The following is a 13,472-nucleotide window of genomic DNA, read 5'->3' as shown; positions in this document are numbered from 1 at the left end:
TAAATTCAACTAAAAACCTTACAATTAATAGCACACGTGGTTTATATATTAAACTACTATTTTTTTAGTTTCTTAACATCAAAATCTCATTCACTAAAATTTCCGTTACATATTTTTTCTCTCCATCTTCAGTTTCATAAGATCGATTTGTTAGCTTTCCTTCAATCGCAATCTCTTTTCCTTTTAGTAAATACTTCTCTACAATTTCGGCCGTTTTGTTCCAGGCAATTAGTGAATGCCAGTAGGTGTTTTCAATCTTATTTCCCTGTGCATTTTTGTAGCTTTCGTTCGTTGCAATAGAGAATTTTGCAATTTTTTTTCCGTCTTCTAAATTGATAATTTCTGGATCATTTCCTAAGTTTCCGATTAACTGTACTCTGTTTTTTAAACTGTTCATAATGTCTATTTTTTAAATTGTTATTGTTTCTGTTCTTGGGTCAAACCCAAAGAATTCTATGATTTTTTGTTTGTTTATATAATTTGGCTGTGTAAGTCCCCGCTCCCATTTATCTATCGTAGATTTATATACCACAAGTTCCATTGCAAGCTCTACCATCGTATAGCCTATATCCATTCGTGCTTGCTTTAAATAGTCTCCGTAAGTCAAAGGAATCAGTGGGTAGCCTTTTTTAGGCGGCGCTTTGGCAGTTAATTCGAGGGTACAAATGGTCAACGCAGTTGTGCCAAAATACGTTTTCAACTTTTTCTCCTTGTGCATTTTTATAGGTTTCATTTGTAGCAATCGAAAATTTCGCAAGTTTTTTTCCATCTTCTAATGTGATGATTTCTGGATCGTTTCCTAAATTTCCAATTAGTTGTACTTTGTTTCTAAGTGTATTCATAACTATATATTTAAATTATTAGTGTTGATTTGTAATCGAATCGTTTTTGATGTTCGACAGTGCAAATATGAATCGACTCACAAATTTTATTCGGTTTAGAAACATTTGCTTTCGTTTACAAGTATTTATAAGCGTTTGTAAACGAATAAATCAACGCTTGTTGTTATTTTGCTACACTTATACATTTTTTTTCGTTAAATCATTCTTATTTAATATTTTGTAGTCAAAATCAACTGAATTTTAAAAACTCATGGAGATACATATAGAAACCGACAGACTTCGCATTCGTGCATTAACAGAAAATGATCTCGATGGTATGTTTGCGCTCGATTCCGATCCGGAAGTGCATAAATATTTAGGCAATAAACCTATTACACATACAGACGAAGCCTTAAAATATATTAAAGATGTTCGTAAACAATATGCTGAACGTGGCATTGGTCGTTGGGCAGTTGAACTCAAAGAAACTGGCGAGTTTATTGGTTGGGTTGGATTGCGTTTGTATACAGATTATACTTTCAATGATCATACAAATTTTTATGATATTGGCTATCGATTGCGTCCAAAATTTTGGGGAAAAGGATATGCTACAGAAGCTTCAAAAGCATGTTTAAAGTATGCCTGGAATGTACTAAAACTTGACAAAGTATACGGTATTACAGAAATGGGAAATGAAGGTTCACATAAAGTATTATTGAAAATTGGTTTGGTATATTTAGAAGATTTCTATTATGAACCTGAAAATCTGATGTTACGATGGTATTCCATCTCAAAACCTGAATAGTTATGGAACAAAAATGTTTGGAATGTAACGATGCTGTTAAAGGTAGAATTGATAAAAAATTCTGTAATGATTATTGTAGAAATGCATATAATAATAGACTGAATAAAGACGGGAAAAATTTAATTCGAAACATAAATAATCGGCTCCGAAAAAATTGGCGCATTTTAGAAAACCTAAATGTGCATCAAAAAACAAAAACGATTAAAGCAAAACTTTTGGAAAAAGGATTTGATTTCACGTACTTTACTTCAATCTACACAACAAAAGCCGGCTCAACATACTTTTATGTGTACGATCAAGGATATTTGTTATTAGAAAACGATTATTGTTTATTAGTAAAAAGAGATTCATAATTTAAAGAAAAATACATTTTTCATATGGACATTTCAGAATTTATCATTCCTATACTTTTCGTTGGTGGTATTGGCACTCTTATTATTGTTGGTATTTTTTTTAGTACTAAAAACCGCATTTTACGAGAATTGAAAAAAGTACGTAGAAAACAAATTCAGAGTGTGCGTGAAAACGAATATGTAAAAATTGTTGGAAAAGCAAAACATGCTGGCGAACCATTAATAGCTCCTTTGAGCAAGCGAGAATGTGTTTATTATGATGTAAAAGTAGAAGAAAAAAGAGGAAAACATTGGAAAATTATAATCGATGATGTAAAGTTTCAAGATTTCTTTATCAATACAGGAACTGAAAATGCTATTATAAATTTAAAAAGGCAATTGCCCGCAACTAAACGTATATATTTAGTAACTGATCATTCTTTGAACTCAGGAGTTTTTAAAAATATAGATCCTGAAATTGAGCAGTATTTAAAAGAAAATGGCAATAAAAGCACCGGGTTTTTAGGAATGAATAAATCGCTTCGCTATAAAGAAAGTATCATTGAACTCGATGAAGAAATTGCCGTAATGGGAATTGGAAAATGGCAAACAATTGACACACCAATTGATGGCTATTCAGATTCTAGAGTGTTAACGTTGAATGGTTCAAAAAAACAAAAACTATTGGTTACAGATGTACCCAAAGCTATGAAACGTGTGAAAAGGAAATTATAACTTATTTCCAGTTTTGTCCTTTTAGCTTCATTGCCGCTTTTAAAATATCTTTTTGACTTATTTGTCCAATAAGTTTTCCATTTTCAACAATAGGAAAACGTCTTCTTTTAGATTGAATAAATTTATTTGCCGCATCAAAAATGTCCAAATTACCATCAATCGTTTCCACATCTTTTGCCATATGTGCTTCAATTGTGTTATGCTCAAAAGGCATATTGTAATAGCGACTGTCTGAAATTTGCTTGATACAATCGCCTTCTGAAATAATTCCGATCAACTCATTTTTTTCATTTACAACTGGTCCACCAGATATTTTATGCTGAATTAATTTCTGAATCACTTCTTCTACAGTCTGTTGTGGTTTAAATGTGATTAAATTTCTTGTCATATAATCACTCACTTTGAATGCTTCTCCTTTGTTTGTATTTTTAACTTGCTCTTTTCTAGCTCCTTGAAAACTCTTAATTCCCATAATTTACATGATTTGTTGATTACTAAAGTTACTCATTTTTAATTAGTTAACCTAAAATCACAATTCCTTACAATTTACTGTTTAGTTTTTCTTAATTTTAGACAACTTAACCAGTTACCATATGAACACATTAAAACCTCGTTATACGTTCCTTTCTTTCTTATTAATTGCGTTGACTGCCTACTTGAGTTTCAAGATGTCAATGCCACAAGAAACTTCGGAAGGAAAAGTGCCAAAAACTGAATTTTCTACGGTACGTGCCTTTGCACATGTCAATGAATTAGCCAAAGAGCCGCACTACGTAGGTTCAAAAGCACATACAACAGTTCGAAATTATATTGTAACTGAACTTAAAAAATTAGGGCTACAGCCAGAAATTCAAAAAGGTTTTACACTTGACAATTGGGGGAATATTTCCAAACCTAAAAATGTCTTAGCTCGAATTAAAGGAAAAAACAACTCCAAAGCACTTTTATTATTGTCACATTACGATAGTGATCCACATTCAGCAGTTGGTGCAAGTGATGCCGCAAGTGGAGTTGCGACAATTCTGGAAGGAATTAGAGCGTTTTTAGCCAAAAATGAACAACCCGAAAACGATATTATTTTATTACTTTCCGATGGTGAAGAACTTGGTTTGAATGGTGCCGAATTGTTTGTAAATGAACATCCATGGGCAAAAGATGTTGGTTTGGTTTTAAATTTTGAAGCACGCGGAAGTGGCGGACCAAGTATTATGTTATTGGAAACTAATGACGGCAATGCCAAACTTATCAAAGCATTTAAAGATGCTAATCCGCAATATCCTGTTGGAAATTCGCTTGCGTATAGTATCTACAAAATGCTTCCAAATGATACAGATTTAACTGTTTTTAGAGAAGATGGAAACATTCAAGGATTTAACTTTGCGTTTATTGACGATCATTATGATTATCACACTCAAAACGATACTGTTGAGAATTTAGATTTCAACACATTGTCACATCAAGGAAGTTATTTAATGCCGTTGCTTGATTATTTTTCAAAGCAAGATTTGACACAAATGACCACTTCCGAAGATTTGATTTATTTTAATACACCTTTCGGATTTCATACCTATCCATTTTCTTGGATTTTCCCGATGCTAATTCTAATTGTAATCATTTTTATTGGTTTAATTACCTATGGTATCATTAAAAAAACCTTGACGTTAAAAGGAATCATGTTAGGTTTTTTACCGTTTTTAGCAACACTTGCCATCAGTTGTACAGCCACTATTATAGGTTGGATGTTTATCAATTGGTTGTATCCGCATTATGCAGAAATTCAACATGGATTTACCTATAATGGGTATACCTATATTTATATGTTTGCATTTCTATCATTAGGAATTGCTTTTTATAGTTACCATAAATTAGGAAAAAATATCACGGCCGCCAACTTAACAATTGCACCTTTATTCTTTTGGATTTTCATTGCTGTACTTTCCGCTTTGTATTTAGATGGCGCAAGTTTTATAAGCATTCCTATACTGTTAAGTTTGATATCTTTATTATGTTTAATTGCCAAAGAAAAACAACGACCGTTTACAATTATTCTTACGATTTTAGGAATTCCTGCCATATTGATATTAGTTCCTTTTATCAAATTATTTCCTGTCGGATTGGGCTTGGAAATTATTGTTGTAGTTGCGTTACTTATTACGTTGATTCTTGGTTTATTAATGCCCGTTTTCGGATTGTATAAACGTAAAAAACTGACAGCATACGTATTCTTTTTTGTGACTATAATTACATTTTTTGTAGCACATGCACAATCTGGATTTACAGAAACACAGCAAAAACCAAATAGTTTGGTATACGAGCTTGATGCTGATAAAAATACGGCAACTTGGAATACTTATGATCTTAAATTAGACGATTGGACAAAAAATTATATCAAAGATGAATCGAATGTGGCAACAGCAAAAGATGTAATGGATAGTAAGTATCAATCTGGATATACGTTTACACAAACGGCACCAACAAAACAGATTCCAATACCAATTATAGAAACGACAAAAGATACTATTTATAACAATCTCAGACATGTTAATGTAAAGATTATTCCACAACGAACTGTAAATAGAATTGAAGTTTTTGGAGGTAAATCACTATTAACTTCTTTAACGATTAACGGACTTACAACTGACGAAGAATATAACACGCGAAGACGTTTGGTGAGTTATTATGTTTCGGATAATGAACCGTTGGAATTATCGTTTACGACAGCTCCAAATGCACATCCTGAGTTTATTATTTATGAAGCTTCTTTTGATTTGATGACGAATCCTTTGTTTTCAATTCCAGCGCGAGCTAACAATATGATGCCGCGTCCGTTTGTACTTAATGATGCTGTTTTGGTGAAGAAAACGATTCGGTTTTAGAATAAAGAGTTAAAACATCTTATTAATAATTTATAGATTTCTCAAAAAATGGAGAAATAAAAAAAGCCTGAACATACATTCAGGCTTTCGTTTTTTATAATGATTTGGTGTTTACCAAATACGAACTCTATCTTCAGGAGCTAAGTACATTTTGTCTCCTTCTTTAATACCAAATGCTTCGTAGAAAGCGTCGATATTTTGTAATGGAACATATGCTCTGTATTGTCCTGGTGAGTGCGTATCTGTTTTGATACGTGTACGCAATGCTTCTTCTCTCATTTTTGTTCTCCAAACGGTTGCCCAAGAAAGGAAGAAACGTTGTTCTGCTGTGAAACCATCAATTTTATCAGGTCTTCCGTTTTCTTTGATATGACGTTGTAATCCATCATAAGCACCTAAAACTCCACCTAAGTCTCCAATGTTTTCACCTAACGTAAATTTACCATTGATATATAAACTGTCTAATACTTCAATAGCGCTATATTGTGCCGCTAATGCATCTCCTCTTTTTGTAAATTGCTCTAAATCGGCATCTGACCACCAATTTTTAAGATTTCCATCTGAATCAAAACGTGCTCCAGAATCATCAAAAGCATGAGAAATTTCATGTCCAATTACAGCTCCAATTCCACCGTAGTTTACAGCATCATCTGCTTGATAATTGTAGAAAGGTGGTTGTAAGATAGCCGCTGGAAAAACGATTTCATTGTTTAATGGATTGAAATATGCATTTACTGTTTGCGGCGACATTCCCCATTCAGATTTATCAACTGGCTCGTTAATGTCAGCAAAGTTCTTTTTTAAATTCCAATTTCCAACAGCAACCATGTTTTCGTAATAAGAGTTTCCTTCTTTTACTGCCATTGTTGAATAGTCTTCCCATTTGTCAGGATATCCAATTTTCACGGTAAATTTGTCTAATTTTTCAATTGCTTTTAGTTTTGTATCAGCACTCATCCAATCTAAGTTTTGGATGCGTCCTTTGTAAGCTTCAATTACGTTAGCAATCATTTTTTCAGCTTTCGTTTTTGCTTCTGGCGGAAATTTTGCATCTACATATAATTGACCTATTGCTTCTCCAACTGTTCCGTTTACGGTTGCTAATGCTCTTTCTTTTGCGTCACGTTGCTTTACAGCTCCGTTTAATTCTTTTGCATAAAATTCCCAGTTTGCTTTGTCAATTGCAGTTGTTAATTGCCCTGCAGAACTATTAAGTGTAGACCAACGCATTAACGTTTTAATGTCTTCAATGTTAGTGTTTGCAAAAATTTCTTGTAAGGCTGCAATGTATTTTGGTTGTGTAATGATGATTGTTTCAAACTTTTTTGTTCCTAAGTCTGTAAACATTTTATCCCAATTAATTATTGGCATCATTTCACTCAATTCAGCAATTGATTTTGGATTGTTCATGTTACGCATGTCTCTGCTTTGCACTTTATCCAATCTTGGTGAAGCTAGTTTTGTTTCTAATGCTAAGATTGTTTCTGCATCTTTTTGTGCTTTTGCAGCATCGTCACCTAAGAATTGTAACATACGTGAAATGTGCGCTACATATTTTGCTCTTATTTCTTTCGCTTTGTCATCTTGCTCTAAGTAATAATCTCTTTCAGGCAATCCTAATCCACCAGCGGTAAGATACGGAGCATTCATGCTACTATCTGATAAGTTTGGAAATACAGATATTCCAAGAAAAGGAGTCGCAACTTCTATTGGCATTGTTGCAAATACCGTTTGCAAGTCGTTCATGTTTTTGATTCCTGCAATGGCATCAAGTGCTGGCTGTAATGGTGTAATTCCTGCTTTGTCTCTTGCTACAGTATCCAACATTGTATTGTAGATCATTAACGCTTTCGCTTGATCTGTATCTGATGCATATTTTCCGCTTTTTCCAGCTTCATCAAGAATTGCTAATACATCATCATCTGTTTTTTTACGTAAAACTCCAAATCCTCCCCAAGAAGTTCGGTCTGCTGGAATTTCCGTAGTCTCCATCCATTTTCCATTTACATAGGTATAGAAATCATCTTTTGGACTTACAGATGTGTCCATATATTCTAAGTTGATTCCGGGAATTTTTGCAGCTTCGGCTGTCTTTGTTTCTTTTTTTTCTCCTTCACAAGAGAAAAGAAAAGCACCTGCGGATAGACACAGTGCCCACTTTAAATTATTTTTCTTCATTTTTTGATTGTATTTAAGTTAGTTCTACGCAATTTAGACTAAAAAGTATGTGTTATGTTACCATTATATAGCACATTAACATTTATTTAAGATATTTTAATAGGCTGATTTTAAGATAGAATCGTTCTCTTTTTTAAGTTTTATAACTTCGGGAACGTTATCATTTGGAATTGCAATTGATAGTACATAATGTGAAATTTTCCAAGTATCGCCTACTTTTTTGAGCACTCCAGATCCTCTACATAATTCCATTTGTGTGTCTAAAAGCTCGTCAAACCAAGCAATATCTCCATATTCTGAGATGAATACGTTTCTTTCCAACGCTGAAAAACTCCACGCTTTTCCTTTATCAAAATATGGTTTTGAAAATTCTTTGAATGCTTTGTTTTCCCAGTTTTCGGTGGCGTCAGTTCCAATGAAAATAGCATCATCAGTCATTTTAGAAAAATACGCTTCAAAGTTTGCATCTGCCGCAGCTTTGTGCCAAGCATTTAAAACTTCATTGATTACTTTTTTGCTTTTTTCTGCACGAAAACCTTCTACCTGTTTTCTGGCTTTTTCAGTATTACAAGAAATTGTAATAGTTAGAATAGTGAGTACTACTAGTAATTTTTTCATCTGTTTGGTTTTAGTGGGTTTGTGTCAGATGGAATTCGCTAATAATCATATAGATTGTTATGCTTATTTCACAGATTAGTTTTCTTCGGATTGTATTTGTTGTTGTACTACTTTTTTTGGTTTTACTTTCGGTTTTGGCTTTTCACTAATGGTAGATTTAAAGACTTCTTTTTCTGGTTTTTCAACTTTCGTAGAGTCATTGTTTAGTGAGTTTCCAAGGATTTCTCTGGGATCTATGTTAGCTTCAGAGGCTTGTTGTATTTGATAACATATGGCATGAAATACATGATTCATTTCTACAATTTCTTTTGCAATAGCATCATTTGTTACACCTTCATCACCAGCATCATCTTGAAGTTTGAGTGCTTTAGTTTTTAAAACCAAGAATCGGCTACGAATTTGCATGATGTCTAAATCGTCTGGAAATTGCTTGTCCTTAATAGCATCTATGTTTGCGGCTAATTGTCCTAAATCTTCAACAATGGAAAAACGCGAACTTGTATTTACAAGCTTCATGTTTTCATTAATGGTTTTAAATTCTACCCAATCGCGTACTAATTTCGCTTGTGTTGCATTTAAATCGTTGAGCTTTCCTTTTTTGGGAATGTTCAATTTATTTCTTGCTATAAATTCTTCTTTGTTTTGTGTAGCTTCTTCACGTGTTTTTTGTTGTTCTTCTGTACAGGCAAAAAAAGTACAAATGACGAGTATGTATGTAATAACTTTTTTCATTAATTTTTTACAATCTGATCTGTTAACGAATCAAAAACAAATATAATTAGTTTTTTAAGTTTGAGTGTGTTTTTAACAAAGTTTACCAACCTAAGGTGTTGTATTTTATGAATTTATCAAAAGATTGGCGATTTAATTTCATTTTTCACATTAATGAGAAATAGATTTATCTATATTTGTAATCATTTTTTACTCGACAATCGAGATTTAAAATGCTGTGAGGCTTGCCTCATTATACGAGTATAGATTCTTTATAAATGTCTTGTGGACTTGTCCTGACGTAGTTGATTATTTTTTGATGATTACAAAAGTTTTAATTATTGGTGCCTGCGGACAGATAGGTACAGAGCTAACTGCCGCTTTACAAACTACCTATGGCGCGGCAAATGTGATTGCTTCGGATATCCGAGAAAGTGATCTGGAAGTGTTTGCAAATAGTCCTTTTGAAATTCTTGATGCTACGAATAAAGAAAGTATTAAAGCGTGTGTTGAAAAACACCAAATTACCGATGTGTATTTGATGGCTGCATTACTTTCTGCAAAAGCGGAAAAAAATCCTGAACTTGCATGGGATTTGAATATGAATTCACTGTTGCACGTACTCAATTTAGCAAAAGACAAACTTATTAAGAAGGTTTTTTGGCCAAGCTCCATTGCTGTTTTTGGTAAAAATTCTCCTAAAAAAGATACACCTCAACATACTATTATGGATCCGTCTACTGTGTATGGAATTAGTAAGCTTTCGGGCGAACGTTGGTGTGAATATTATCATCAAAAATATGGTGTAGATGTTCGAAGTATTCGCTATCCTGGTATTATTAGTTGGAAAACACAACCTGGTGGCGGAACTACAGATTATGCCGTAGAAATTTTTCATGAAGCTATTAAAAATGGTTCTTATACCTGCTTTTTAAAAGAAGATACCATGCTTCCAATGATGTTTATGGATGATGCCGTACGTGCTACAATTGATATTATGAATGCCAAATCTACGGAAGTAAAAATACGATCGTCTTATAATATTGCGGCAACTAGTTTTACACCTAAAGAGTTAACGAAAGAAATTCAAGAGTTGTTGCCAGATTTCACCATTAATTACCAACCCGATTTTAGACAAGCAATTGCCGATAGTTGGCCAGAAAGTATTGATGATACTACTGCTTCCACAGACTGGAATTGGACAGCTAGTTTTGACACAAAAGCTATTGTTTCTGAAATGATTACGAATTTGAAATAATTGGATGTTGGGTTATGAGTTGTGAGTTGTGAGTTGTGAGTTGTGGAAAACTGCAACTTTTACATTTAGCATTTTAAATTTATTATTTCTTCCTTATACTGCTTTCTTTTTTTGACGTCTTTTTCGAATAAACACACCAATTAGTATTAAAAATATACCAGCAAAACTATAGTATATGAAGTTGTTGTGTTGCATGTTTATTGGGCGCACATCACCTGTAATGGTTAATCCGCTCCAGTAATATGGAGACGCTTCACTTGTGTTTTTGTTTTGTTGAATGTACGTTAATTTGGCTTTTTGCAATGCTTCCGATTTTGTATCGCCATTTACAAGATTTTTGTAGAATTCTTGAATGATGTCATTGCTGGCTTTTTCATTGATATCCCATAAGGAAGAAACCACACTTTTTGCGCCTGCATTGAAAAATCCTCTTGCCAAACTCATTACGCCTTCACCTTTTTTGAGTTCGCCATCCGAAGTTTTACAAGCACTTAGCACGACTAATTCTGATTGATTTTTGGTAAAGTAGAGTTCATCAAGCGTCATTTTTTCGTCATAAAAAGCCATCCAAGGAATTGTGTTATTGATGCCGCCATGTGTGGATAAATGCACTATTTTGTAGTTTCCGTATGCTTCCGTGAACCGTTTTTTTGTAGCTTTTTCATATTGAAAATGATTGGCACCAAAGATGTTTGTTAAGCGTTTTAATTCTGCCGTACTTGTTTCCAACGCGCCAAATTGATCGTTTTTAAATTTTGTTGGTGCAATTGCTATAAAGTTTTTAGGAATTTTTGTGTTGTTTTGTCGCGATTGTGCCGCTGAAGAAAGTGAATAGTTATAGTGAATTTCGGCAGTTTTGATTAGGTATTCATCTTTGGAATTTAGCAATGCTTCAAACGGTATGTATTGTAAAATTCCGTCTGCAATAATGGTGATTCTTTTTTGTGCTAAACGCGTTTCTGAATTGTCAAATGGAATCAATTGTTTGTACAACTTTTTAGCCGTTTCTGTATAGGTGTTTTTATCGTTTTTGTTGATAAAAGGTTTCGAAATAGCCTCTTTATATGTAGTAACTATTTTGGTGAGTTTGTTAGTGTTTGGCAACTCTTTTAATTGAATAGTTGATGAAGATAACAACGTAACAAATCCTTTTTCTTGTCCAACAATGTATTGCAGTATTAGTTCATCTTTTTTAAGTTGTTTTTGTACATCTTCAAGCGTAACAATATTGATGTTTTTTTTGTAGTTGTAGTATTTTGGAAATTCTGTTTCTAACGAATCTATAAAAGTGGCGTATTCTTTTTTGTATTTGAATACATTGTTTTTTAATGAATCAACAAATGTGCCTTTTTTGCTTGTATATTCTTGAATTTCAGATTCTAATGTTTTTATTTCTTTGATAAGATATTGCTCACGTTCTAAGATATTTTCAGGAAGTTTAGATAAGCGTTTTGCATTGGCATTTGTCATATTTTCCAGTAACAATATTGCTTTGTTTTTTTCCATGAAGAAGAATGCTTTTTCAGGTTGTTGCAAACGGAAGCAAACTTCTACTGCTTTTGGATAGAAAGTAGCACCTTTTTTTCGCCAAAAAAGCTTTGATAAATCTTCTCGACTTTCTACGTAAATAATATCAATTAACTTATCGGCAAGTGTAAATGTTTTTAGTGCATTTTCGAGATGTTCGGGATTTTGTTCGGCATCATAGTAAGCAATCCAACCGTTTGCTTTGTCGATCAAATATCCTAAAACATCTATTTTGTTTGACGAAAATTCAATGTCTTGAAATGCTGGCAATTTTTGATACGCTATATCACTAATTTGTAATGCTTGTGTAATTGCTTTTTGGTAATGAATTAATGCTTTTTGGTGGTTGTTTTCTTTTTGATAAATATCTGCTAGATTGTTGGAGATAGATGAATTTAGAAAAAAATCATCTTGTGTAAATTCTTTTGCTTGGTTTAGATATTGTTTGCTTTTTTCTAATTGATTATTTTCTTCATAAATACTACCCAGATTTATAAAGCTTTTAGCCATTCCTATTGTGTCTTCATTTTTTAATGACAAATTATACACATTTTCATATTCTCCTATAGCTTTTTCGTATTGATTTGTATAATCGTAATAAACCGCAAGATTTAGATTTATTGCAGCTCTATTTTTATATTTCATTACAAATTTTTCTTGTAATGATTCCAATTCTTTTTTTATTTCTAAAATATCTTTTGAATATGAGTCGTCAAAAAAACTGATAAGAAGTCTTAATTTACTGATGTATGTCCTAGAAAGCTCTTTGTAATCATCAAATGATTTTAAAATAAAGATTGATTTATCATAATTATCTATAGATTGTTGAAAATCTCCTAAGTCTATATATATTTTACCTATCAATCTATACAATTTACCTAGTCTAACATCTGTATTAGTATAAGTATCTAAATATTTTTCAGCTTCTTTTAACGCTTTATTAAATTGATTATCTCTGTAATAAAAAAGCACTTTATTATTATGGTTTTTTACAAATACTTCTTCTTGAAGATTATTAATTTTTAACGCTATTTCTTGTGCTTTTTCTGAATAAAAAATTGCTTTTTTGTAGTCGATTTGAGAAACTGTTTTTGCTAACTCGTAGTAAATATTTGCCAAACCTATTTGATCAATATTAACATTTTCAATATGTAATAAACTATCTAATAACGCCTCTCTTTCATGTAGTTTCAAATCTACTTGCTCCAGTCGTTCATTATAATAGTTTGTCACTTCCAACTCTTGTGCATTTAGTATTCCCAAGGAATGAAAAAGAGCAATTACAAGAAATAGTAGCTTGATTTTTTTATATGAAATAAACATAGACTTCGTGAGTTATTATTTTAGAGACTTTATAAAGCTAAAAAAACATTTATCATCTTAATTTTTAAACATTTAAACTTATGAAAAATTTACAATACATTTTAAATTAAAACAATTTAAAGTATTAATTAAGATTTCTACCAAAATCAGTGATGATGTTAAAAAAGTTACTACTAAGCTAGATGATGGTTTAGAATAAAAAGCAATAATTTAATTATTTTACACAAGATCGCGTATGCAACGGGATTAATTCAACTAACAATAGTGTGTACGTCTTACAGACTTCTC

General features: G+C 32.3%; 12 protein-coding genes and 1 pseudogene. 5 read left to right on the top strand and 8 right to left on the bottom strand.

The genetic code is table 11. The annotated features are described in order from the left end of the window. Positions 1-64: 64 nt before the first annotated feature. The 3 genes and pseudogenes from ACQ654_RS15795 to ACQ654_RS15785 all read right to left on the bottom strand — a co-directional run. The gene (locus tag ACQ654_RS15795; RefSeq protein WP_430411311.1) at positions 65-397 is read right to left on the bottom strand and encodes a single-stranded DNA-binding protein; all 333 of its coding nucleotides are present in this window, start codon (positions 395-397) and stop codon (positions 65-67) included. 12 nt (positions 398-409) lie between these two features. Then, positions 410-607, bottom strand: a complete 198-nt coding sequence (locus tag ACQ654_RS15790; protein WP_430411310.1) for a helix-turn-helix domain-containing protein — start codon at positions 605-607, stop codon at positions 410-412. A gap of 64 nt (positions 608-671) precedes the next feature. After that, positions 672-842 (bottom strand): annotated as a pseudogene (locus tag ACQ654_RS15785) (single-stranded DNA-binding protein); the annotation flags it as partial. Between the two features lie 250 nt (positions 843-1,092). Between ACQ654_RS15785 and ACQ654_RS15780 the strand changes: the two are divergent. The 3 genes from ACQ654_RS15780 to ACQ654_RS15770 are packed head-to-tail and all read left to right on the top strand — an operon-like array spanning position 1,093 to position 2,693. Continuing rightward, on the top strand, positions 1,093-1,626 hold the full coding sequence (locus tag ACQ654_RS15780) for a GNAT family N-acetyltransferase (protein WP_430411309.1): 534 nt from the start codon (positions 1,093-1,095) through the stop codon (positions 1,624-1,626). A 2-nt stretch (positions 1,627-1,628) separates the two neighbouring features. Further along, positions 1,629-1,979: a hypothetical protein gene (locus ACQ654_RS15775; RefSeq protein ID WP_430411308.1), complete on the top strand. Its 351-nt coding sequence runs from the start codon at positions 1,629-1,631 to the stop codon at positions 1,977-1,979. 24 nt (positions 1,980-2,003) lie between these two features. Then, positions 2,004-2,693: a hypothetical protein gene (locus ACQ654_RS15770; RefSeq protein WP_430411307.1), complete on the top strand. Its 690-nt coding sequence runs from the start codon at positions 2,004-2,006 to the stop codon at positions 2,691-2,693. 1 nt (position 2,694) lies between these two features. On the opposite strand, the gene ACQ654_RS15765 is transcribed toward ACQ654_RS15770, so the two are convergent. Further along, on the bottom strand, positions 2,695-3,165 hold the full coding sequence (locus tag ACQ654_RS15765; RefSeq protein ID WP_430411306.1) for a CBS domain-containing protein: 471 nt from the start codon (positions 3,163-3,165) through the stop codon (positions 2,695-2,697). A 121-nt stretch (positions 3,166-3,286) separates the two neighbouring features. Between ACQ654_RS15765 and ACQ654_RS15760 the strand changes: the two genes are divergently transcribed. Continuing rightward, on the top strand, positions 3,287-5,569 hold the full coding sequence (locus ACQ654_RS15760; protein WP_430411305.1) for a M28 family peptidase: 2,283 nt from the start codon (positions 3,287-3,289) through the stop codon (positions 5,567-5,569). A 111-nt stretch (positions 5,570-5,680) separates the two neighbouring features. Here the strand turns inward: ACQ654_RS15760 and ACQ654_RS15755 are convergent, their stop codons facing one another. From ACQ654_RS15755 to ACQ654_RS15745, 3 genes are all read right to left on the bottom strand, one after another. Continuing rightward, positions 5,681-7,747, bottom strand: coding sequence for a M13 family metallopeptidase (locus ACQ654_RS15755; RefSeq protein WP_430411304.1), 2,067 nt, complete (start codon positions 7,745-7,747; stop codon positions 5,681-5,683). Between the two features lie 96 nt (positions 7,748-7,843). After that, positions 7,844-8,365 (bottom strand): nuclear transport factor 2 family protein, encoded by a 522-nt coding sequence (locus tag ACQ654_RS15750; RefSeq protein ID WP_430411303.1) that lies wholly within the window; start codon positions 8,363-8,365, stop codon positions 7,844-7,846. A 75-nt stretch (positions 8,366-8,440) separates the two neighbouring features. Further along, positions 8,441-9,097, bottom strand: coding sequence for a hypothetical protein (locus ACQ654_RS15745; RefSeq protein ID WP_430411302.1), 657 nt, complete (start codon positions 9,095-9,097; stop codon positions 8,441-8,443). 298 nt (positions 9,098-9,395) lie between these two features. Between ACQ654_RS15745 and ACQ654_RS15740 the strand changes: the two genes are divergently transcribed. Then, positions 9,396-10,334, top strand: a complete 939-nt coding sequence (locus ACQ654_RS15740) for an NAD-dependent epimerase/dehydratase family protein (RefSeq protein ID WP_430411301.1) — start codon at positions 9,396-9,398, stop codon at positions 10,332-10,334. A gap of 93 nt (positions 10,335-10,427) precedes the next feature. Here the strand turns inward: ACQ654_RS15740 and ACQ654_RS15735 are convergent, their stop codons facing one another. Next, positions 10,428-13,124 carry a CHAT domain-containing protein gene (locus ACQ654_RS15735; RefSeq protein WP_430411300.1) on the bottom strand — a complete coding sequence of 899 codons (2,697 nt, stop codon included), beginning with the start codon at positions 13,122-13,124 and terminating at the stop codon, positions 10,428-10,430. Positions 13,125-13,472: the final 348 nt, after the last annotated feature.

Source organism: Kordia sp. (genome assembly GCF_965283645.1).
In the GTDB taxonomy this organism is placed as follows: domain Bacteria; phylum Bacteroidota; class Bacteroidia; order Flavobacteriales; family Flavobacteriaceae; genus Kordia.
Note: the sequence above shows the minus strand (reverse complement) of the source record. Positions and strands in the feature narration are given on the sequence as shown.

Coding starts and splice junctions, on each gene's coding strand:
- ACQ654_RS15760 (WP_430411305.1), top strand. CDS start 3,287: ATGAACACATTAAAACCTCGTTATACGTTCCTTTCTTTCTTATTAATT.
- ACQ654_RS15770 (WP_430411307.1), top strand. CDS start 2,004: ATGGACATTTCAGAATTTATCATTCCTATACTTTTCGTTGGTGGTATT.
- ACQ654_RS15745 (WP_430411302.1), bottom strand. CDS start 9,097: ATGAAAAAAGTTATTACATACATACTCGTCATTTGTACTTTTTTTGCC.
- ACQ654_RS15780 (WP_430411309.1), top strand. CDS start 1,093: ATGGAGATACATATAGAAACCGACAGACTTCGCATTCGTGCATTAACA.
- ACQ654_RS15775 (WP_430411308.1), top strand. CDS start 1,629: ATGGAACAAAAATGTTTGGAATGTAACGATGCTGTTAAAGGTAGAATT.
- ACQ654_RS15755 (WP_430411304.1), bottom strand. CDS start 7,747: ATGAAGAAAAATAATTTAAAGTGGGCACTGTGTCTATCCGCAGGTGCT.
- ACQ654_RS15750 (WP_430411303.1), bottom strand. CDS start 8,365: ATGAAAAAATTACTAGTAGTACTCACTATTCTAACTATTACAATTTCT.
- ACQ654_RS15795 (WP_430411311.1), bottom strand. CDS start 397: ATGAACAGTTTAAAAAACAGAGTACAGTTAATCGGAAACTTAGGAAAT.
- ACQ654_RS15765 (WP_430411306.1), bottom strand. CDS start 3,165: ATGGGAATTAAGAGTTTTCAAGGAGCTAGAAAAGAGCAAGTTAAAAAT.
- ACQ654_RS15740 (WP_430411301.1), top strand. CDS start 9,396: ATGATTACAAAAGTTTTAATTATTGGTGCCTGCGGACAGATAGGTACA.